Origin of the sequence: Corynebacterium singulare, assembly GCF_000833575.1 — a bacterium.
GTDB classification, from domain to species: domain Bacteria; phylum Actinomycetota; class Actinomycetes; order Mycobacteriales; family Mycobacteriaceae; genus Corynebacterium; species Corynebacterium singulare.
This window is the reverse complement of the sequence record NZ_CP010827.1, coordinates 77,963-97,699: the sequence shown is the minus strand read 5'-3', so window position 1 is coordinate 97,699 and position 19,737 is coordinate 77,963. Positions and strand designations below refer to the sequence as shown.

The following is a 19,737-nucleotide window of genomic DNA, read 5'->3' as shown; positions in this document are numbered from 1 at the left end:
CTGTTCCTACTGCCCTAGCTGCCAATCTTGCCGGCCCTCAGCGAATGGCTGACCAAACTTTCGTCACTTAGGGCACCTCACCCCGAGCATCGCACCCAGCTCCTCGGTCATGCCACTGACAGTCACTTCCGGCCCCGGATGGTAATCCTCTTTGCGCAGCACTGCCTTGTTGCCTTCGATGGAGTAGCGCAGCTTGCGTGATACCGCCTGGGAAGCCGCGTTGCCGGGATCCCACTCGGAGCACAACCGATGCGCGCCCAAGTACTCAAAGCAGAAGACCGCAGCCGCATGGCGAATCTTCGTGCCAATGCCGCGTCCTTGGAAGCGGCGGTAGATCCACGATCCGGTTTCGACCTCATGGTTATCGGGAAAATTCTTCGCCCGCAGATCTACCGAACCAATGACCTCACCGTCGAGGTGGACACCGAAGTCCAGCGACCATTCTTCCGGGGACATCTGAGCACGGTGCGCCCACCGGAAGCTCGGATCAGGTTTCTCCTTCAGCCACGGGAAGGTGTACTCCGGTAGCGGCTCTCCAAAAATCTCAGCAGCCGTGACGCCATGGATGGCGGCGATGTCGCCATCACGCAACACCCGCAAAGTCAGGTCTCCTACTTGTAGGGAGAGCTTAAAAGGTGCCCACATGTCTTCGACGCTTTTCACAGTCATGGCAACATTGTATTGAGCTATGCGGGTGGCACAATGGAACGCATGACTGCCACCCTGTCCCCGGCCGGAACAACGGCCGCTGTGATCGTCACCCACCAGCGCGTAGAGCTGCTGCGCGCCTCGCTTGAGCAGGTGGTGAACCAAACGCACCCAGTGCAGTGGGTCATCGTGGTGGATAACGGTGCGGAGCACGCAGTAGAGGATCTGCTCCACGAACTGGCGGGCGAGCGCGCCGTCTACGTTCCTTCGGAAACCAATCTAGGCGGTGCGGGCGGCTTTGCGCTGGGCTTTCTGACTGCACTCGCCCTGGGCGCGGACGCGGTGTGGTGCGCGGACGATGACGGCCGCCCCGCCGACCACCACGTGTTGGAGGAGCTCTACCGCGTGGCTGAGAAGAACAACCTGCACGAGGTCTCTCCCGCCGTGTGCAACATCGATGAACCAGCCAAGCTCGCCTTCCCGCTGCGCCAGGGCCTGGTGTGGCGCCGCTACATGAGCGAGTTGGAGGGGGACTTTCTACCCGGAATCGCCTCCCTCTTCAACGGCGCGCTGATCTCCGCTGAGGCGATGGAAATCATCGGCGTTCCGGACTACCGCCTGTTCATCCGCGGCGATGAAGTGGAATATCACCGCCGCCTGGTCAACTCGGGATTAAACTTCGGCACCGCCCTGACCACGAGCTACCTACACCCAGACGGTTCCGATGAGTTCAAGCCCATCCTCGGCGGCACGATGCACACGCAATACCCGGAGGGCGAGTTCAAGCGCTTCTTCACCTACCGCAACCGCGGCTACCTGCTGTGGCAGCGCGGAATGCGCAAGCTCCTGCCACAGGAGTTCGCGCGCTTCGGCTGGTTCTTCCTAGTCCAGCAGCATGACGTCAAGGGCTTTGTGGAGTGGCTGCGCCTGCACAACCGCGGCCGCAAGGAAGATTTCCGCCGCCCCTAATCCGCCGCGCCCTCAACTGCGGAGCTAGTCCACCTGAAAGGACTTGCGTGTGCTGCGGAAAATAACCCAGCGTTGAACAAAGAAGTTAATGAGCGTGGCCGTACCCTGGGCAATAACAAAAGCCATGGCCAGCGCCCACGAGGACGGCCATTCCAGGTTGTGGTCAAAGAAGGGAAACGCCCAGCGATACAGAAGGATATTGATCGCATAAGTCATGGCGTAGGTAGCGATAACGGCCGCAAAGCGACGCTTCGACGCATTCGCGTTGAAGGTCCACCGCCGATTGAGCAGGTACGCCACCAAGGTACCGGCCACAAAGCCCAAGGTGCGCGACGTTACCCCGCCGAAGAGGTCTAAGCCGATTTGAAAAAGCCACGTAATACCGACGTCAATGACCGCAGAGATTGCGCCCGTGATGGCGAACTTTGTTCCCTGCGCCTGCAGGGAGTTCGACCGGGAAAGGCGTTCGGCATGGTTGGGCATGTCAGGAATTTTACTTGTCCTTAAAAATGAACACGCGCTGAATAGCAAAGTTCGTTACCGTTGCCACACCCTGCGCAATGACGAAGGCAATGGTGTCTTTGAGCGCTCCCTCAAAGCCCATGCTGATGAGCGGAGCGTTGAGAACCCAATACAAGAAATTCTGAACCGCAAAGGTGGCGAGGTACAGCATGCCCACCGCGCCCGCGGTGCGACCGGACACGTGGGCACCGAAAGTCCACCGAGCGTTAGCGATGTAGGCGGCGATCGTGCCGAAGACCCAGCCGATGGCCTTCGCCAACGAGCGATGCAGGCCCAGATAAGTAAGGAATAGAGTGAGACCATAATCAATGGCCGCGGTGAACACGCCGACGGATACGAAGCGCACGAGCTGCGTCTTCAGAGTGGAGTCACCGGTAGAGGTTGGTTTAGTCACGGCGCAATACTCTACCCGCGCACGAGAGCCCGGTAAATGTCTAGGCGATCAACCGGTGCGGCGGCATCGACACCATAGGCCCCCAAGGACGCCAAAACGTCGAGAGACGCGGTACATAATTCCCGGATGTCAGAGCCATGAAGCTCCTCGCCGTCATCATCCACCCAGCCCAATGCTGCCATAGAGGTCTCCACCACCGAATCAGTCAGTGCGCGCCCACCCATACAGGACAAGGCCAACGCCATGGACCAGAAAGCATCCTTACCCTCATTGGTGACCTCTCGCGGCAGGGTGCGCAACTGGTTGAGCGTGGCGCCATCGACGTTAATCCCACGGTGCAGGTCAAGTGCTTGAAGGAGCGGTACGAAGTCATAGAGCCGCGAACGCTCAATGAGCGCGCGAATGGGAGCGGCAACGAGGTCAAGGACCTCATCGATTGTTTCTTGGCCGGTAAGTTCCGCATTGACGGCAGTGAGATCGAACGGAGTCTGGAAAGAACCAGAACCGCCCACACAGAGGGCTTCTGGCGTGCCGCCATCGCGCGGATAGGTCTCGACCACAACAATCTCGAAATCCCACAAGCCCCACGCATAATCAATCTGTTCACCCTCGCGGCGAAGGAACTCACGCACGGTATGGCTTGGATCAATGCGCTGGCCCCGAGCATCGCGGTGTTCAAAGAAGTGCCAAGGGGAGCTCTCTTCCGGCAATCCGAAACACACCTCGAGGATGCGGTGGAGCTCTTCCAGCGTCAGCGCATCGGAGAAACCAATCTGGCGGTGCACCTCGGCTTCCGCACGGACATTAGAGACTTGGCAGAGCAAGGTGCGAGCGGCGTCGCCACGATCGGCGCGGACCTGCGCCAGATCTGTGACCTTTGAGCTCATGGGCCCCACCATACGCACTTTTAGCTGTGGGCGGCGTGCTCGCGGGCCTCCAGCTCACTGAAAAGGAAGGTTAGAGCAGCACCAATGGCGCCCCACAGGGTCCACGGCTTGGACACGCCGCGGCGGCGGGTGAAGCTCACGATGCCCTGTTGGATCTTGATGTTCAACCAGCCACCGAGTACCAGAATGGCAAAGGCTACGGGGATGGCCCACGCAGGGACGTCGGGAAGCTCCGGCTCTGGTCGGTCCTCGTGGCTTTCTGCATTAGTAATAGCCACCAGCGCGCCGAATCCGAGGAAAGACAAGATGTAGGCGCACACAAGCGCGGTCTTGTTCTTAATCCAATCCGGGAATGCCGTCATAATTCCTACTGCAGCGGCCTGTGTAATGCGGCCGGGCAGGGTGTCATCCAGCGCGTAGTTGTCAGTCTTGGGAGTAGTCATATCGCCCTACTGTAGGCGGGCGGTAGGCTACCGTGCATGTACTCCTCTAAAAAAGAGCACCTCACCCCAGCACAGCGCGCGGCTCACGACGACCGCGCCGAAGATGACAAGCGCCACGGCCACTTCCTGGCCACTGAACACACCGCGCTGCCTCTCGACGGCTTCATGACCAGGCTCATTGCTGAGGAACTGCCGATCCTCGATTCCGCTTCACGCGGCCGGGTGTACGAGATTCTTCGCGAATATGAGGGGCCCGAGATCACTACTCAGGAGGAGCTCCCAGACGAGATTCGGGACATCATGGATCTGCACTAGCCCATCACCACACCCCACACGATCAGACAGTACGCCTGTCCGGTTTGTTTTGTATGTGTACCTAATCTCACGTTTTCCCTCACGCCATCTGTCTCTCTTGCTATGTAGGGTGGAGAATCGACCCATCACATCGAGTCAAAAGAAGAAGAGATGGAACTGCATACTACTGAGAAGTCCCTCTACGGTTGGGGCCGCACTGCGCCGTCAACCGCCCACGTCCTGTCCACCCCGGACATCGACGTCATCAAGTCCGCCGTTGCCCAGGTTGCTGAGGACAACGCCGACAAGCCTTCCCACCTCCGTCGCGGTGTCATCGCCCGAGGCATGGGCCGCTCCTACGGTGACCCCGCTCAAAACGGCGGCGGCTTGGTCATCGACATGCAGGCCCTCAACAAGATCCACTCCATCGATCCGGAGTCGGGCATCGTTGACGTCGACGGCGGCGTCACCCTGGACCAACTCATGAAGGCTGCCCTGCCGTACGGCCTGTGGGTACCGGTTCTGCCGGGCACCCGCCAGGTCACCATCGGTGGCGCCATTGGTCCGGACATTCACGGCAAGAACCACCACTCCGCCGGTTCCTTCGGTAATCACGTCACCTCTATGGAGCTGCTCGTTGCCGACGGTCGCGTCCTCCATCTGACCCCGGATGGATCAGATGAGGATCCAACAGGAGAACTCTTCTGGGCCACTGTTGGTGGCATGGGCCTGACCGGCATCATCCTGCGCGCGCAGATCAAGATGACCAAGACGGAGACCGCGTACTTCATCGCGGACACCGACCGCACGGATAACCTTGACGAGACCGTCGCCTTCCACTCTGACGGTTCGGAGCACAACTACACATACTCCTCCGCGTGGTTCGACGTCATCTCCCCGGAACCGAAGCTCGGACGCTCCACTATTTCCCGTGGCTCCTTGGCCACCCTGGCACAGCTCGAGGAGCTGGCCCCGAAGCTGGCCAAGGATCCGCTGAAGTTCAATGCTCCGCAACTCATGACCGTTCCGGACATCTTCCCGAACTTCACCATGAACAAGCTGTCTCTCATGGCCATTGGTGAGGCCTACTACCTCATGGGCTCTCCAGCCCGTAACCAAGTCAAGAACCTCACGCAGTTCTACCAGCCGCTGGATCTCATCGGCGAGTGGAACCGCGGCTACGGATCCAATGGCTTCCTGCAGTACCAGTTCGTCGTGCCGATGGACGCGGTCGAGCCTTTCAAGGACATCATCCGCGACATACAAAAGTCCGGCCACTACTCCGCGCTCAACGTGTTTAAGCTCTTCGGCCCGGGCAACAGGGCCCCGCTGTCCTACCCGATGCCGGGCTGGAACGTCTGCGTGGACTTCCCCATCAAGCCGGGCTTGGGTGCCTTCCTCGATGATCTGGACAAGCGCGTCATGGAGTTCGGCGGCCGCCTCTACCTGGCTAAGGAGTCCCGCACCTCGGCGGAAAACTTCCACACGATGTACCCAGGCCTGGAAGGTTGGCTCAAGACCCGCAACGACATCGACCCGACCGGTGTCTTCGCCTCCGACATGTCCCGCCGCCTCGAGCTGCACTAGAAAGGAATCACCTCATGCTGAATGCAGTAGGCCAAGCACAACACATCCTCCTTCTCGGTGGTACCTCCGAGATCGGCCTGGGCATCGTCGAGGAATTCCTCGATCGCGGCCCCGCCAAGGTCACCCTCGCTGCTCGCCCGGACTCCCCGCGCATCGCGCAGGCACAGGCCACCCTGGAATCCCGCGGTGCTGACGTTGAGGTCATCGATTTTGACGCTACGGACTTCGAGGCCCACCCGGGCGTCATCAAGCGCGCGTTTGAGCGTGGTGACGTCGACATCGCCATCGTCGCCTTCGGCACCTTGGGCGACCAGGAAGAACTGTGGCAGGACCAGGCCAAGGCCGTGGCTTCTGCGCAGACCAACTACACCGCACCGGTGTCCCTCGGCGTGCTCCTGGGGCAGAAGTTCAAGGAGCAGGGCCACGGCACCATCGTGGCGCTGTCCTCCGTCGCGGGCATGCGCGTGCGTCGCTCCAACTTTGTCTACGGTGCCTCCAAGGCTGGTGTCGATGGCTTCTTCATCAATCTCGGTGAGGCCCTGCGCGGTTCCGGCGCTAAGGTGCTTGTAGTCCGCCCGGGCCAAGTCCGCACGAAGATGTCGGCGGATGCCGGCGAAGCTCCGCTGACCGTCAACGTCTCTGACGTGGCCAAGGCCACCGTCAAGGCCGTTCTGGACGGTAAGCAATCCATCTACGTGCACCCGCTCTTCGAGTACGTGTCCTTGGGCTTCAAGTTCATCCCACAGGCGATCTTCCGAAAGCTACCGTTCTAAAGTTCCTCTAAGTCCGTGGCGTGTGGGAGACTTGTAGCATGACTGAGTCCCCCGCCATGGAATATGACGTCGACCGTCTGTCACGTCGCGCCTGCCTCGTGGGCATCGTCGCCGCCGCTTTCGGCGGCGGCCTTGTCACCCTTCTAGGGTTCTTTGCCTTCAAGACGGTCTCTCTACCGGCGTTTAGCACGTCCATGGTCACTCGTGCGTTGAGCACGACGGGCACGGTGCTCACTGTCGGTCTCGTCGGGGCTCTGTGCGTGTGGTGGCTCTTCGATGAGCACAAAGATGCGGTCAACCAGCGCCCGCGCTGGCGCACCTGGCTCACCACTGCCGTGTGTTACCTCTCCCCCGCGCTCCTCACCCTGGCCACCATCGGCCTGCCGCTATCAGCCTCGCGCCTCTGGCTCGACGGCGTCCAGGTGGACCAGGTGTTCCGCACCCAGTTCCTGACGCGACTGACGGAGACAAGCTCGTATGCGGACATGAACTACGAGGGCCTGCCCACCTTCTACCCCCTGGGTTGGTTCTGGATGGGCGGCCGCTTGGCCAACCTTCTCTCTATGCCCGGCTGGGAGGTGTATCAGCCATGGGCGCTGATCTCCCTGTCGGTGGCCGGCTGCATCTTGGTTCCGCTGTGGCAGCGCCTAGTCGCTTCTCTGCCCGTGGCCACCGCCATCGCGCTGACCACCACTGCAATCACGCTCACCATCGGTGCTGAAGAGCCCTACTCGGCGGTTATCGCCATGGGCGTTCCAGCCGTAGCCATCCTGTGTTCCCGCGCATATGACGGCTCCTGGCTTTCCACTCTTGCCATTGCCCTCTACCTGGGCATCTCCGCGTGTTTCTACACGCTGTACACGGGTGCTGTCGCGCTCACCATCGTCAGCCTCATCGCCCTTGTCGTCTGCGTCTCCGAGCGCACGTGGCAGCCCCTCGTGCGCCTCGCTGCGATTGCCGCAGGCTCGCTGGCCATCGCAGCCATTGCCTGGGCTCCCTACATCAACGGCGTCCTCCGTGCCTCCGCGCCCTTAGAATCCGCAGCGCAGCATTACCTTCCGGAGGAAGGCACCCAAATCCCAGCGCCATTCCTGTCGCTGTCCGTCATCGGACTGCTCAGCATCATCGGCCTGGTCTACCTCGTGCTGCGCATCGATGAGCCAGATCTCCGCGCACTGAGCACCGCGCTCGTAGGAACCTACCTGTGGACGGTGGCGTCCATGGTCATGACGCTGGCAGGTCACACGCTGCTGGGATTCCGCCTCGAAGTTATGGTGGTTGTCCTCTTCGCCACAGCCGGTATCCTCGCGCTCGCGGACGTCCGCCTCATGGGCCTTCCCACGCTGTATCCGGAGCGCTTCACTGAAAGCATGAGCAAGCGCGTTACGGCGGCCTTTGCCCTCATCTTGGGCATTGGTGGCATTTACTACGCACAGCAGATTCCGGCCACCAACGAGACAGCGCTGGATCATGCCTACACCGACACCGACGGCTACGGCGAACGCGCTGACCGCTACACCAGTGATTCTGCTGCCAACTACGGCAAGATTCGCCAGTTTATCGATGCACAAGGTTACGAAGCCGCGGACACCGTGGTGCTCACGGATGAAAAACTCTTCATGGCGTACAACCCCTACTACGGGTTCAACGCATTCACCAGTCACTACGCCAACCCGCTCGGTGAGTTCAACACCCGCAACCTGCAGATTGAAGATTGGGCTAAGCGGTCCTGGGAGCAGAACCCAGAGGAATTTGCGAAGTCTCTCGATTCATCTCCGTGGCGTGGGCCGGATGTCCTCATTTTCCGCGGCGATCTGGAAGAGCCGGGCGATGGCTACAAGACGCACTTGGCGGAAGACATCTACCCGAACCAGCCCAACGTGCGCTACCGCGCCGTCTTCTTCAACCCAGATGTCTTTGAGAAGGGCTGGGAAACCACCCAGATCGGTCCCTTCATTGTGGCGGCACGTTCCTAAGAGCGTTTCTCAATAAGGCGAGGCAGTGACGTAGACTGATCGCCGTGTCAGATAGGAAAACCTCAGCACCGCAGTCCCTGCGGCTCACCGCCATCATTGCCGGACTCATCGGCTTCCTGTGCTTTGTAGCCACGCCACTGCTGCCGGTCAATCAGACCCAGTCCTCCTTCGACTGGCCGCAGCAGGACTCCCTGCAATCCATCAACGCACCGCTCATCTCAGTGGCGCCGGAGGAGATTGAAGCAGAGATCCCACTGGGGGCCGTCGACAAGCTGCGCGATGGCCAGGACCTGCTCTACGGCACCATCCCGCCGGAGTCGAAGAAGGCCTCCAACCGCGGCATGTTCGTCCGTGCCGGCGAGGATGGCTTGTCGGTGACCAGCCTCGATGAAGTAGTGTTCTCCCTTACCCCGGAGCAGGTGGCCAAGCTGCCTGACGACGCCTCCCTCCGCATCGATTCCACCGAAGAGGCCACCACTGTCTCACTGGGCACGTACTCGAAGACCTCCGAGGAGGACCTGCGCCCGCAGGTCACCGGTGTCTACACCGAGATCGATAACACTCCGGAGAACCTGCAGGCGCTGGACAGCGACCTGCGCATCCACGTGGAGGTCAACTCCCGCTTCACCTCGTCACCAACAGCACTGAAGCTCATCGCCATGTGGCTGGGCTTGGCCATGGTCGTGATCAGCCTTGTATGTCTGTGGCGCATCGACCGTCTCGACGGCAAGCGCTTCGGCTTTATGCCGGAGACGTGGACGCAGATTCGCCCGCTCGATGGCGTGGTGGCCGCAGTCCTGGGCTGGTGGTACATCTTCGGCTCCAACACATCCGATGATGGCTTCATCCTCACGATGGGCCGCGTATCGGATCACGCGACCTACATGGCGAACTACTACCGCTGGTACGGCGTTCCTGAGGCACCGTTTGGCGCGCCCTACTATGACCTCGTCGCCTGGCTGGCGCAGCTGTCCAGCACGTCTGTTGTTGTGCGCCTGCCATCGCTCATCTCCGCGCTCATCATTTGGTTTATCCTCTCGCGGGAGATGCTGCCGCGCTTTGGCGGTCGCGTCAATGACCGGCGCCTCGCGCACTGGACCGCGGCGTTAATGTTCCTGGCCTTCTGGCTGCCCTACAACAACGGCATTCGCCCCGAGCCCATCGTGGCGTTGGGCGTCATGGTGACCTGGGCTTCCTTTGAACGCGCGATTTCCACGCACCGCCTTCTGCCTGCTGCCGTGGGCACCATCGTGGCCAGCATTACCTTGGCGGCAGGCCCCACGGGCCTCACCGCTGTGGGAATCTTCCTGGTCTGCCTCCCGGCGCTCTTCCGCATCATGGGCGAGCGCGCCCCGCAGGTGGGCTGGCTAGCTCTCATTGCGCCTTTCCTCGCCAGCGGCACGGCCGTTATGGTGGCGGCCTTTGGTGACCAGACCCTGGCCAGCGTCCTCGAGTCCACACGCGTGCGCTCCCAGGTCGGTCCCTCCCTGCCGTGGTATTCCGAGTTCGTGCGCTACGCCACGCTCTTTGAGCCTTCCGTGGATGGTTCGCTCACGCGCCGCTTTGCCATGTTCACCATGATCTTCTGCTTGGCGCTCATCATCTACGCCTTCATCAAGAACCACCGCGTGGTCGGCGCGGAGGTCGGACCTACCCAGCGCCTGCTGGCCATCATGGCGCTCTCGGCTTTCTTCCTCATGTTTACCCCAACGAAGTGGACGCACCACTTCGGTATCTATGCAGGTATTGCCGGTGTCATCGCCGCGCTTGGCTCCGTGGTGCTCTCCCAGATCGCCCTGCGCTCGCCCCGTGCGCGCACCTTCTCCATCGCCGCGGTCATTTTCCTCATGGCTATCTCGTTGGGCGGCTGGAATGCCTGGTGGTACGTGTCCTCCTTCGGCATCCCGTGGTGGGACCGCACCGTCCAGTTCAAGGCTATTGAGGCCAATACCGTCGTCCTGGCCATCGGCATGGTGGTACTGGCGATTGGCCTGTACCAGTCACTCATCCACGATTACCGCAAGAACAAGGCCGAGGCCAACGGCACACTCGAAGACTTTGAGAAAGCGTCCGCGGCCAAGGTTTCGCGCTGGGCTGGTGCTATGTCAGCGCCGATCGCTATCGCCTGCGCCCTCATCGTGGCGTTCTCCTGCGCTTCCTTTGCCAAAGGCTATGTGGCCCAAGCAGATTCCTACTCGGTGGGCAAGGGCAACCTGGCGTCCCTGCGTGGAGACACCTGCTCACTGGCAGATTCCACCCTGGTGGAGACCAACACCAACGACGCCTTCCTCACGCCCGTCAAGGGAGAATTCAAGGATTCGCTCGTTGACAAGAAGGAAGACAACTACGGTTTCGGCCCCAACCTGATCAAGGAGGATATCGAGCCGGAGAACCTCAACTCGGCGTCGGTAGGCGCCATTGCGAACAGCACCGGGGATAGCGCCGCCACCTCCAATGAACAGAAGGAGGCCACCACCACCGGCACCGCCGAACACGAGGAGAAGGCCACCGAGGTCACCGATTCCTCCGCGGGTGGTGTGCGTGGTACCCGCGGCGTGAATGGTTCGGAGATGCACCTGCCCTTCAACTTGGATTACACGAAGGTCCCGGTCATGGGCTCCTATTCGGAATCCCAGCGCTCCACCGCCACCATCACGACACAGTGGTACAACCTGCCGGAGGAGACCGAGGATACCCCCGTTCTGGCGGTGTCCGCCGCCGGCAAGATCTACCACCATGATGTCAACGGCGTGGAGCAGGAGGGCACCGAACTCACCTTGGAGTACGGCACGCTCAAGGATGGCACCGTGACGAACAAAGGTGAAGCCGAGCTTTCCGACGTCGGCGCAACCCCCAAGTGGCGCAACCTCCGCATCGCCCGCAAGGACCTTCCTGAGGAGGCCAACGTTGTGCGCCTCGTTGCGGTTGATGATTCCACCGACGAGGACGACTGGATGGCATTTACCCCGCCGCGCGTTCCGGAGCTGGCCTCTATCAACTCGCAGTTCAATGCCGAGACCCCGGCCCTGCTGGACTGGTCGGTGGCGCTGCAGTTCCCATGCCAGCGGACCTTTGACCACTATGCGGGCGTGACGGAGATTCCGGAGTTCCGCATTCTTCCCGACGCCGCCGCGCAGACCTCCCTGACGGACTTCCAGTCCTTCTCCGGTGGCGGTGCGATGGCCACAGCGGAGGCCGTGAACTATTCCTACGAGATCCCGAGCTACCTCAACAACGATTGGGCGCGCGACTGGGGCTCGATTGAGAAATACGAGCTGCGCACCAACTCCCTGGGCGAGGCCCCAGCGGAGGCGGAAATCGACCTCGAGGTCATCCAGCGCTCCGGGCTGTGGAAGAACTCAGAGATGAAAATTCGCCCCGAGTGGGAGCAGTAAATCTCGAGCCTCTTAGACGGCGGACTTCAAAAACTCCGCCGTCTCTGTAATGCGCTGGCGAGCTACCGCTGGGGTGGAGATGCGGTGCATCGACACGTACTCGGCTGTTTCCGCCCCGGGGATCTCCACGCGCTGAGCAATCTCGTCCTGCAGCGCGGTCTGCACAAGGATGCGCGAGTAAACACCGGGGAGCTTTTCCACGTCAATGGCGTAGTTATTGCGGATATCCTCCGGCAGCTTGGCTAGGGCGCCAAAGTCGGGGTAGGTGGCCAGGAGGGCGTCGGCAGGCACCAGCGCCGCAAGGGCCGCGCCGGAAGAATAACCCCACACCGTGACGTGCTCAGCGCCCTGGGCGCGGGCATAGTCGATGGCTTTCTGAACGGACTCGACCATCTGCGCCACGGTGTGCTCGGGCGCGAGCGGATAGTCCACATCAATGATGGTCGTGCCCGACAGCTGCGCCGCCGCGGCAACCTCAGGGCGCCACTGCATCTCCAGTGCCTGCCCATCACCGCGCCACCAGCCACCCGAATGCAGGGATACCGCCCAGCGGCTGCCGTCAGCATCGGACGGGGTAAAGACCGCGCCGACCTCAGACTCCGTGACCGTCACGCCCTCCGTGAAGGCGGTTCCGGGCAGCGAATGATCCACCGCAGAGCCCAGCACCATCATGGAGGCCTGCACGATACGGTCCGGCAGCAGTGCGCAATAGCGATCCGCCTCCGGCGAGCCACCACCGGCCCACGGTGGGCGGAAGTCCGGCAGCGGGTAGTGCACCTCCATGTAGGAGGAGAGCTGCTCCAGCTGCTGTTCCGGCGTTAGCTGGCGGTCTTGGCCGCCGATGGTCCACTCACTCATGGCCCCCAAGGGTACTACCAGATAGTGACGCGCTCCTCCGGCGCGATGCCGCCCTCCACATCGAAAGCCTCGTAGAACTCATCAATGTTGTCCGCAATAATGTTGCAGCGGAACTCCGCCGGGGAGTGCGGGTCGATGGCAAGGTACTGGGTCGCCATCTCTGGGCGGATAGCCGTGCGCCACACCCGCGCCCATGCCAGGAAGAAACGCTGCAGGCCGGTGTACTCGTGCTCCGCCAGTTCCGGCTCGGCACCCTCGGCCTCGAACGGCGCAACCTGGCCGTTGATGTCTAGGCCCTTGTCTGCGCAGTAGTTCTTGTAGGCCACCACGGCGATGCCGAGTCCGCCCAGGTCACCGATGTTCTCTCCGAGGGTAAAGCTGCCGTTCACACCCGCGGAATCGGTGCCCTCAAGCACCTTCGGCACCTTTCCCTGATACTGATCCACGAGCTTGGCGGTGAGCTTCTCAAAAGCGGCGCGGTCCTCCTCGGTCCACCAGGAATTGAGGTTGCCCTGGCCGTCATACTGCGAGCCCTGATCGTCAAAGCCGTGGCCGATTTCATGGCCGATGACCGCGCCAATCGCGCCGAAGTTCTCCGCGGCATCTGCGTCCGGGTTATAAAACGGCGGGCGCAGGATGGCGGCCGGGAAAGTGATGTCATTGACCACCGGGTTATAGAAGGCGTTGACGGTTTGCGGGGTGGAGAACCACTCATCGCGATCAGCCGGCTTGCCAATCTTGGCCAGCTCATAGTCGTGGTTCCAGGCGCTACCTGCGCGCACATTGGCCACAAGGTCCGCGCCCTTCGGCGAGAATTCCAGGTCAGAGTAGTCGCGCCACGTGTCGGGGTAGCCAATCTTGGCCTTGAACTGGGACAGCTTCTCCAACGCGCGCTCGCGAGTGGCAGGGGTCATCCACTCCAGCTGGGAGATGCGCTCGCGGTAGGCAGCCGTGAGGTAGTCCACGAGCTCATCCATCTCCGACTTCGAGGAGGGCGGGAAGTGCTTATCCACAAAGACCTTGCCAATTTCCTGGCCCACCATGTTCTCCGCCAAGCCCACGGCGCGCTTCCAGCGATCGCGCTGCTCTGTGGCGCCAGAGAGCGTGGTGCCATAGAACTCGAAGTTCTTACGGCCAATCTCCTCGGTAAGGTACGGCGCGCGGGAGAGCAGGATGTGCCACGTGGCCCACAGCTGCCAATCCGCCATACGGCCGACGGTAAACAGGCCCTCGAGGTGCTCAAAGTAGGAGGGCATCATGGCCACCACGCGGTGCTCGGGCAGGCCCCCACCGTTCAGGATGGCACGGGTAATGCTCGGCAGCTTATCGACGTCCCCCGGGTTGTACGTCTTCACCGCATCGCGGGCGGCCACCACATCCCAGTGCCCGGCCGCGATCTCCTTCTCCAGAGCCACGATGCGGGTTGCAGCTGCCTCCGCGCCGAGGCCGAAGAGGCGCGCTGGGTCAAGGAAGCCCAGCATGGTAGCCACGTGCTTTTCATAGGCATCCAGGATCTCCGCGTGGGCCTCCTCGCGGTAGTAGGCCTCATCGGGCAGACCCAGGCCAGACTGAATAATGTAGGCCACCGCCTCCTCGGAGCCGGAGTCCTTCTCCACCCAGAACGTCACCGGAGCGCCAATGCCCTCGCGCTCGAGTTTGCCCAGGTTGTGGGCCAGCTCTTCCGGGGTGGCGGCAACCAGCTTGTCTAGATCGGCGGCCAGCGGTGCGGTGCCAGCAGCGTTCACACCCTCGGTATCCATGTGGGAGGCATACAGGGTGCCGGGGCGTCCGGTGTCCTCCTTGACAATCTCGTGGACGAGCTCCTCGGCTTCGTCGCGCAGCGCGTGGAACGTGCCATCGACGGCGCGGTCATCGGGGATCACGTGGGACTCAATCCAGGGGCCATTAACAAATTGGTACAGATCCTTCATGCACTTCACTCTATGTCAGAAGCACGCGTTAATGTGGTGCCCATGACTTCCTATCGTTTCCCGCCGGCGAAGATGACAGGGCCCTTCTTCGCGGTGCTGGGCGCAACCGTCCTCGTCCTCGGTACGCCCGCAGTGCTGAGCCTGGCCCTGCCAGAACAGGAACCTGAGCTTGAAGACGTGGTGCTGGATGACCCCGACTGGCGCCAGCCCATCGACGGCCTCAAGTGCAGCGTCAACCATGATTCCATGGCCAACCAGGCGTGGGACTGTGGCGATACCTTGGTCGAGGCCTATGTGACCGAGGGCGTCGATGACGATGCTCTCGCCCTGCGCCGAGGGGTACGCGCCACATCCTTTGGACGCATGCCGGCGGAATCGGAGGTCACGGATCAGGACGGCATCCTTGTCCTTGGAACGTATGACGTCGTTCCGATCTACGCCTTCAGCGTCGCCAAAGGCGACCTCAACTATCAGATCATCTTCTCCGATGGTGAGCCCACCGATCTCGCCGAACAGTTTATGGAGGCCTTCCGATGAGCAAGATTTTCCGAGTCACCCTGTGGATCATCATTGGCCTGTGCTTGCCGTGGTCACTGCTCAACCTAGCCGTGACCTTCTTCGTCGCGCCGCTGCCAGGCCTAGTCAGCGTGCTCATCGGCGTGGGCTTCCTCGCACTGGGCCTTTTCCTGTGGAGCCGGAGTCCGATGTGGGCGCGGCCGGGGAAAGGGTGGGCGTCGGCAAGCGTGCTGTGGGGCGCCGGCGCCGCGGTATCTCTCGCGTTACTTACCGCCACACCACTTACCGATCTCAGCGTCGGCATCGGCTGGGAGGAGTCCATGATGTCCTGGGGCGGCGCCTATCCGGAGGAATTCGCCAAGGCCCTCGGCGTGGTTTTCGTCCTGCTGAGCTTCCGCCAGCTCAACCGCCCCTGGCACGGGTTTATCGTGGGCGCGCTCGTGGGCTGGGGCTTCGAAGTCTTAGAAAATACCCTCTACGCTTCCATGGGCGCCTTGATGCACCCCACCTCGGACTGGATTGGCATGCTGCAAATGTGGGGCCTGCGCCTCGTGGCAGGTCCGTGCCTGCACATGAGTTTTACGGCCATCGCCGGTTTCGGCATTGGCTGGGCTATCTATGCCGCCCATAAGCCCTGGTGGTGGCGCCTCGGCATCGGCGTGGGCGCGCTGTTCGTCTCCTTCTGTCTCCACTTCGCGTGGAACTACATGTGGGATGCGACCTGGCAGCTGATTACGCAGTACATCCTGGTGGCACTCATCATGTACCCGTTGGTCATCTACCTTGGCATCCGCGCCCACCGCCTTGCCAAGGCCGATGACACCTATTCACACTCGCCGGGAGCAGTGAGCCTGCAGTGACTTAGTCGAACGGGCCCTGCACAATCGCCGCGACGGTGGCGGCGATCGTGGTAAGGGAGCGCAGGGGTTCCTTCAGGACTGTAGGGCGTCCCCCGGCGCGGCGCGGCTGGAGGGTGAAAATCACCCGGGCGAACATATATTAGGTTCGTATGATTAGCACACATGGGAGGAGCTCGGTACACGGCGCTTGAGCTCCTCGCAGGCTCGATCGCGCAGGTCCTGCGGCGTCGGCGCGGCTGGTGGCGCGGGCACCTGGGGTGATGCGGGCAGGACCTCGACGGCCCCAAGGACATCCGCGGTGAGGTCGGCTGGGGAGCCATAGGTGTTCGCCGCCACGGTATAGCCCGGGCCAAAGGAAGCGGTGGCATGCACCTGGCGGTCATCCGACCAGCCAAACTTCGTCCCCAGAATGCCGGGTATCTGCGCGGTGCCGAAATCTTGGCGGTAACCATCGGCCGCTGCGGGCGCTGCCGTGGCCATGCCCTTCATAATGGGAGCGGCAGCCGGATCCGTTGAAATAACGCCCACGAAGCGCGCGAGATCCTCTGTTGACGTCGTGGTCTGACCCCAGTAGCCGTTGTGGTGGGTCTCTCCCAGGTGATACTCCGCGATGATGGACGGGATAGCCTGCGGATATTTCCGCTCCAGGTCACCCGCAGTGGCATCTTCGGAGAAGCGAATCATGTTCTCCACGCGGGCTTTGTCCTCCGGCGCACCGTATTTGAGCACCCACGTGCCCAGGTACAACTTCACCAGGCTCAAGGCTGGGCGTGACTCGTGGCTGTTGGGCGTGGAGACGACGTTGCCGTCGGCATAGCGCACGGTCATCTGCGTGCGCGGCGGAACCTTGTTTGGGTCAAAGGTCATGCCCTGGGCTGCTGGCGCAGCAGCGAGGGTGGCGGTGAGGGCGAGCGCGAAAGCTCCAGTTTTTGTCAACACCCGTCACAGCCTAGTCCTCGCCACAGCGTTTACCCCATGTCCACAAGGAGTACTCCCCCAATAATCAGCGCCACGCCCAGTCCTTTGAGCCACGTAAAAGGCTCGCGGAACAGCGCATAGGAGGCCAGCGCGGTGAGCGCGACGCCGGATGCGGTCCAGATGCCATACGCTACGCCGAGCGGCATCCCCTCCCGCAGGGCCAGCGAAAGGAAGACGTAGGAGGACACGTACGCCACCACGACCCACGCAATCCACGCCTTGTGGCCGTGTACGGCAAGCATCCGTAAGCCCAATGTTCCGGCCACTTCAATCAGGATGGCAAGAGCAAGCCAGATCACGGCGTCACCTCCGTCAGCTCAGGCTTCGGCTCGCGCCCGCCCATCTCCACGCAGGCCACGCCAGCGATGATGCAGCCCATGCCCACCACCATGAGCGGTGTGAGCTGCTCACCGAAGAAAAGCGCGGACAACCCCGCGGTAAGGACCACACCCGTGGCACCCCAGATGCCATAGGCCGCGCCCACATGCATGCCGCAGCGCAGCACCTGGTGCAGCGAAGAAAAGGCCACGATATAGCCCACCACCACGACGCCGTAGACCACCGGGTGCTCCAGCGCTACTTTGAGACACAGCGTCGCGGTGACCTCGCTGAGGATGGCGACGGTGAGGAAAAACCAGGCGCGCATCACGTGTCCTTTCACTTATGGGGCATGCTTGCCGACGTCCCCCAGATCCCCCGCATCCAGCCCACACTCCGCCAGCACTACACGATTTCCGTTGTGTGGAATCCCCTCCGCATCCCAGTGGTCCTGGGCAGCAGAAGAGTGGGTACGGCCTGTGCTGTTGACCACGCGCCACCAGGGCAGGTCAGCTCCCTTCGACATCACCCAACCCACATAGCGTGCGCCCACGCCAGCCACCTTGGCAATTTCGCCGTAGGTGGAGACGTTGCCGGGCGGGATGCGGCGCACGACTGCCCGCACATCATCCACGCGCGTATCGGTGCTCATTTTTTGTTCTTTAGATCTCGATGGGCTCGTCGGGGGCGTCCTCGACCTCGCACAAGGTCAGCGTGGCACCCGTCGAATCGGCGATGAGGCACAGGCGGCCGAAGGGGGACTCATAAGGTTCACGGATAACCTCACCACCATTGTCCACGGTGGCCTTGGCTGCCTGGTCCACATCCCGCACGCCCAGGTAGGTCTGCCAGAAGCTGGGGAGGTCCTCCGCATGCCAGAACCCGGCGAAGGCGGCACCTTCTTCTTCAGCGACGGCGTAGTGTTCATCGCCGCGGATCTCCCAGTCAAAGAGCTCACCGTAGAAGTCAACAGCGGAACGGAGGTTCTCCGAGACTGCCAGCTCGTGCCACACCGGGGTACCCGGCTCACCACCAGCCACGAAACGATCGAGCTCCGGCTGGACCAAGCCGAACATGGCGCCGCTGTTATCGAGCACGAGGGCAAGCGGCGCACCCAGCGCCAAGATCTTTCCACCGAGCTTCTCCACTCGGGCACAATCGGCCTCCAGATCGCGGGAGAGGAAGTATGTAGCCCACGTGTCCTGACCAGGAACAATCTCCGCGATGGGCAGGCCTTGCAGGCGGGCGATGCCCTCCTCAAACTCCCAGCCCAACACGGCCGAGTAGAACTTCTCCGAAGCCTTCACATCGGAGGACGCCAGAGTAATCCAGTAGGGCATTCCCACTTCTGCTTCAAAAGCCGGCATTAGAGGTTCCTCCACTTCTCCGGGTCAAAGTCATCGTCGGCGGTGGCTTCGTCGAAGTAATCATCGTCGTCGTCCTCGGCGGCGACGCGGACGCAGGTGTCGGTGACACAGATGACGTCGCCAAGCGCGAGCGTGGCCCCGCGCTGCGTGACAACCTCGCCGTTGACCGTAACCTGGCCTTGCTCGATGAGCTCCTTCGCCTCGCCGCCAGTGGCGACCAAGGAGGCCAGCTTGAGGAACTGGCCGAGCTTGATGGATTCTCCCCTAATTGAGACGTCTAGCATGCCGCCCAGCATACCCAGCCACCAGTGCGCCTAGAGAGCCAGGACCCCGCGAATGCCCTCTGCCAAAATGATCACACCAAGCAGCGCGAACACCACGCCACTGAAGATATCTACATTAGCTGAGTTCTTCGACATCCACTTCGACACCGCACGGGTGCACAGCGCGACGCCGACAAAAATCATGAGGCTTTCAACGATAAGCACGGAGCCCACCACGGCGTTGGCGCCGAATCCCATGCCGGGGTCAATAAAATTGGCAAAGATAGCGCCGAAGAAAATGACCACCTTGGGGTTAGAGAGATCACTGACCAAGCCCATGCGGTACGCGGTACCAAGTTTGATGATCCCGTCCGGGGTAAATCCGCGCGGCTGTGGGGCGCTCTTTTCGGTGCTCACCACAGTCGCCGGCGCCCGACGCTCCTTAATGCCACCGCTAATGGCAGAAAAAGCCATCCACAGCAGATAGCCACCACCAGCAACCTGCAGTGCTACGAGGATGACAGGATGCGCCGAAATCAGCGCGGTCAACCCCGCCAGCGAGGCCACCGTCCACACCACCAAGCCCGTCGTACTGCCAATGGCTGCCCATACGGCAGCACGCGTGGAACGCGCACCTAAACGAATTATCTGCACCACATCCGGTCCCGGCGAGGCCATCGCCGCGAACCACACACCCATCAAGGCCACTAGGGCGCTGAGAGCCACTTAACACCCCCACGTTCACATGCGTTGATATT

The 19,737-nt window shown here is 61.8% G+C and carries 23 protein-coding genes; 8 read left to right on the top strand and 15 right to left on the bottom strand.

Features of this window, described 5'->3' with window-relative positions; genetic code table 11:
* Positions 1-63: 63 nt before the first annotated feature.
* Entirely contained in the window at positions 64-669 is a 606-nt protein-coding gene (locus tag CSING_RS00500; protein ID WP_042528769.1) for a GNAT family N-acetyltransferase, read from the bottom strand.
* Positions 670-702: 33 nt separating this feature from the next.
* Between CSING_RS00500 and glfT1 the strand changes: the two genes are divergently transcribed.
* Positions 703-1,617: a galactofuranosyltransferase GlfT1 gene (gene glfT1 / locus CSING_RS00495; protein WP_201773960.1), complete on the top strand. Its 915-nt coding sequence runs from the start codon at positions 703-705 to the stop codon at positions 1,615-1,617.
* Between the two features lie 24 nt (positions 1,618-1,641).
* Here glfT1 and CSING_RS00490 read toward each other — a convergent pair whose 3' ends face one another.
* The 4 genes from CSING_RS00490 to CSING_RS00475 are packed head-to-tail and all read right to left on the bottom strand — an operon-like array spanning position 1,642 to position 3,863.
* Positions 1,642-2,100 carry a GtrA family protein gene (locus CSING_RS00490; protein ID WP_042528765.1) on the bottom strand — a complete coding sequence of 153 codons (459 nt, stop codon included), beginning with the start codon at positions 2,098-2,100 and terminating at the stop codon, positions 1,642-1,644.
* A gap of 10 nt (positions 2,101-2,110) precedes the next feature.
* Positions 2,111-2,500, bottom strand: a complete 390-nt coding sequence (locus CSING_RS00485; RefSeq protein ID WP_042532981.1) for a GtrA family protein — start codon at positions 2,498-2,500, stop codon at positions 2,111-2,113.
* A 44-nt stretch (positions 2,501-2,544) separates the two neighbouring features.
* On the bottom strand, positions 2,545-3,420 hold the full coding sequence (locus tag CSING_RS00480) for a hypothetical protein (RefSeq protein ID WP_042528763.1): 876 nt from the start codon (positions 3,418-3,420) through the stop codon (positions 2,545-2,547).
* A 20-nt stretch (positions 3,421-3,440) separates the two neighbouring features.
* Positions 3,441-3,863: a hypothetical protein gene (locus CSING_RS00475; protein ID WP_042528761.1), complete on the bottom strand. Its 423-nt coding sequence runs from the start codon at positions 3,861-3,863 to the stop codon at positions 3,441-3,443.
* A 36-nt stretch (positions 3,864-3,899) separates the two neighbouring features.
* Between CSING_RS00475 and CSING_RS00470 the strand changes: the two genes are divergently transcribed.
* From CSING_RS00470 to CSING_RS00450, 5 genes are all read left to right on the top strand, one after another.
* Entirely contained in the window at positions 3,900-4,178 is a 279-nt protein-coding gene (locus tag CSING_RS00470) for a hypothetical protein (RefSeq protein ID WP_042528759.1), read from the top strand.
* Positions 4,179-4,328: 150 nt separating this feature from the next.
* Positions 4,329-5,744, top strand: a complete 1,416-nt coding sequence (locus CSING_RS00465; protein ID WP_042528757.1) for an FAD-binding oxidoreductase — start codon at positions 4,329-4,331, stop codon at positions 5,742-5,744.
* A gap of 14 nt (positions 5,745-5,758) precedes the next feature.
* Positions 5,759-6,517 (top strand): decaprenylphospho-beta-D-erythro-pentofuranosid-2-ulose 2-reductase, encoded by a 759-nt coding sequence (locus CSING_RS00460; protein WP_042528754.1) that lies wholly within the window; start codon positions 5,759-5,761, stop codon positions 6,515-6,517.
* A gap of 38 nt (positions 6,518-6,555) precedes the next feature.
* Positions 6,556-8,493, top strand: a complete 1,938-nt coding sequence (locus CSING_RS00455) for a galactan 5-O-arabinofuranosyltransferase (RefSeq protein WP_042528752.1) — start codon at positions 6,556-6,558, stop codon at positions 8,491-8,493.
* A 44-nt stretch (positions 8,494-8,537) separates the two neighbouring features.
* A complete protein-coding gene (locus CSING_RS00450; protein ID WP_042528750.1) occupies positions 8,538-11,888 on the top strand; it encodes an arabinosyltransferase domain-containing protein in 3,351 nt (1,116 codons plus the stop codon).
* A gap of 12 nt (positions 11,889-11,900) precedes the next feature.
* Here the strand turns inward: CSING_RS00450 and CSING_RS00445 are convergent, their stop codons facing one another.
* Together CSING_RS00445 and CSING_RS00440 are read right to left on the bottom strand one after the other, a co-directional pair.
* Positions 11,901-12,746 (bottom strand): alpha/beta hydrolase, encoded by an 846-nt coding sequence (locus CSING_RS00445; RefSeq protein ID WP_042528748.1) that lies wholly within the window; start codon positions 12,744-12,746, stop codon positions 11,901-11,903.
* A gap of 14 nt (positions 12,747-12,760) precedes the next feature.
* The gene (locus CSING_RS00440; protein ID WP_042528746.1) at positions 12,761-14,677 is read right to left on the bottom strand and encodes a M13 family metallopeptidase; all 1,917 of its coding nucleotides are present in this window, start codon (positions 14,675-14,677) and stop codon (positions 12,761-12,763) included.
* Between the two features lie 42 nt (positions 14,678-14,719).
* Here CSING_RS00440 and CSING_RS00435 point away from each other — a divergent pair, with 42 nt between their 5' ends.
* Together CSING_RS00435 and CSING_RS00430 are read left to right on the top strand one after the other, a co-directional pair.
* Positions 14,720-15,214 (top strand): hypothetical protein, encoded by a 495-nt coding sequence (locus tag CSING_RS00435; RefSeq protein ID WP_042528744.1) that lies wholly within the window; start codon positions 14,720-14,722, stop codon positions 15,212-15,214.
* A complete protein-coding gene (locus tag CSING_RS00430; protein ID WP_042528742.1) occupies positions 15,211-16,053 on the top strand; it encodes a PrsW family intramembrane metalloprotease in 843 nt (280 codons plus the stop codon). The genes CSING_RS00435 and CSING_RS00430 overlap by 4 nt, the downstream gene beginning before the upstream one ends.
* Before the next feature lies 1 nt (position 16,054).
* Here CSING_RS00430 and CSING_RS14135 read toward each other — a convergent pair whose 3' ends face one another.
* The 8 genes from CSING_RS14135 to CSING_RS00395 are packed head-to-tail and all read right to left on the bottom strand — an operon-like array spanning position 16,055 to position 19,705.
* Entirely contained in the window at positions 16,055-16,177 is a 123-nt protein-coding gene (locus CSING_RS14135; protein ID WP_265340016.1) for a hypothetical protein, read from the bottom strand.
* A gap of 29 nt (positions 16,178-16,206) precedes the next feature.
* Positions 16,207-16,992, bottom strand: coding sequence for a hypothetical protein (locus tag CSING_RS00425; RefSeq protein ID WP_052471349.1), 786 nt, complete (start codon positions 16,990-16,992; stop codon positions 16,207-16,209).
* 29 nt (positions 16,993-17,021) lie between these two features.
* Entirely contained in the window at positions 17,022-17,330 is a 309-nt protein-coding gene (locus CSING_RS00420; protein ID WP_042528740.1) for a DMT family transporter, read from the bottom strand.
* A complete protein-coding gene (locus CSING_RS00415) occupies positions 17,327-17,677 on the bottom strand; it encodes a DMT family transporter (protein ID WP_042528738.1) in 351 nt (116 codons plus the stop codon). The genes CSING_RS00420 and CSING_RS00415 overlap by 4 nt, the downstream gene beginning before the upstream one ends.
* A gap of 15 nt (positions 17,678-17,692) precedes the next feature.
* A complete protein-coding gene (locus CSING_RS00410) occupies positions 17,693-18,001 on the bottom strand; it encodes an MGMT family protein (RefSeq protein ID WP_042528736.1) in 309 nt (102 codons plus the stop codon).
* Between the two features lie 10 nt (positions 18,002-18,011).
* A complete protein-coding gene (locus tag CSING_RS00405) occupies positions 18,012-18,716 on the bottom strand; it encodes a VOC family protein (protein WP_042528734.1) in 705 nt (234 codons plus the stop codon).
* Positions 18,716-19,000 (bottom strand): RNA-binding S4 domain-containing protein, encoded by a 285-nt coding sequence (locus tag CSING_RS00400; RefSeq protein ID WP_042532977.1) that lies wholly within the window; start codon positions 18,998-19,000, stop codon positions 18,716-18,718. The genes CSING_RS00405 and CSING_RS00400 overlap by 1 nt, the downstream gene beginning before the upstream one ends.
* Positions 19,001-19,030: 30 nt before the next feature.
* A complete protein-coding gene (locus tag CSING_RS00395; RefSeq protein WP_042528732.1) occupies positions 19,031-19,705 on the bottom strand; it encodes a LysE family translocator in 675 nt (224 codons plus the stop codon).
* Positions 19,706-19,737: the final 32 nt, after the last annotated feature.

Excerpts from the sequence above, each read along its gene's own strand:
- CSING_RS00405 (WP_042528734.1), bottom strand. The coding sequence starts at position 18,716 with ATGCCGGCTTTTGAAGCAGAAGTGGGAATGCCCTACTGGATTACTCTG.
- CSING_RS00480 (WP_042528763.1), bottom strand. The coding sequence starts at position 3,420 with ATGAGCTCAAAGGTCACAGATCTGGCGCAGGTCCGCGCCGATCGTGGC.
- CSING_RS00475 (WP_042528761.1), bottom strand. The coding sequence starts at position 3,863 with ATGACTACTCCCAAGACTGACAACTACGCGCTGGATGACACCCTGCCC.
- CSING_RS00410 (WP_042528736.1), bottom strand. The coding sequence starts at position 18,001 with ATGAGCACCGATACGCGCGTGGATGATGTGCGGGCAGTCGTGCGCCGC.
- CSING_RS00400 (WP_042532977.1), bottom strand. The coding sequence starts at position 19,000 with ATGCTAGACGTCTCAATTAGGGGAGAATCCATCAAGCTCGGCCAGTTC.
- CSING_RS00445 (WP_042528748.1), bottom strand. The coding sequence starts at position 12,746 with ATGAGTGAGTGGACCATCGGCGGCCAAGACCGCCAGCTAACGCCGGAA.
- CSING_RS00500 (WP_042528769.1), bottom strand. The coding sequence starts at position 669 with ATGACTGTGAAAAGCGTCGAAGACATGTGGGCACCTTTTAAGCTCTCC.
- CSING_RS00455 (WP_042528752.1), top strand. The coding sequence starts at position 6,556 with ATGACTGAGTCCCCCGCCATGGAATATGACGTCGACCGTCTGTCACGT.
- CSING_RS00440 (WP_042528746.1), bottom strand. The coding sequence starts at position 14,677 with ATGAAGGATCTGTACCAATTTGTTAATGGCCCCTGGATTGAGTCCCAC.
- CSING_RS00490 (WP_042528765.1), bottom strand. The coding sequence starts at position 2,100 with ATGCCCAACCATGCCGAACGCCTTTCCCGGTCGAACTCCCTGCAGGCG.
- CSING_RS00460 (WP_042528754.1), top strand. The coding sequence starts at position 5,759 with ATGCTGAATGCAGTAGGCCAAGCACAACACATCCTCCTTCTCGGTGGT.
- CSING_RS00415 (WP_042528738.1), bottom strand. The coding sequence starts at position 17,677 with ATGCGCGCCTGGTTTTTCCTCACCGTCGCCATCCTCAGCGAGGTCACC.
- CSING_RS00435 (WP_042528744.1), top strand. The coding sequence starts at position 14,720 with ATGACTTCCTATCGTTTCCCGCCGGCGAAGATGACAGGGCCCTTCTTC.
- CSING_RS00465 (WP_042528757.1), top strand. The coding sequence starts at position 4,329 with ATGGAACTGCATACTACTGAGAAGTCCCTCTACGGTTGGGGCCGCACT.
- CSING_RS00470 (WP_042528759.1), top strand. The coding sequence starts at position 3,900 with ATGTACTCCTCTAAAAAAGAGCACCTCACCCCAGCACAGCGCGCGGCT.
- glfT1 (WP_201773960.1), top strand. The coding sequence starts at position 703 with ATGGAACGCATGACTGCCACCCTGTCCCCGGCCGGAACAACGGCCGCT.
- CSING_RS00430 (WP_042528742.1), top strand. The coding sequence starts at position 15,211 with ATGAGCAAGATTTTCCGAGTCACCCTGTGGATCATCATTGGCCTGTGC.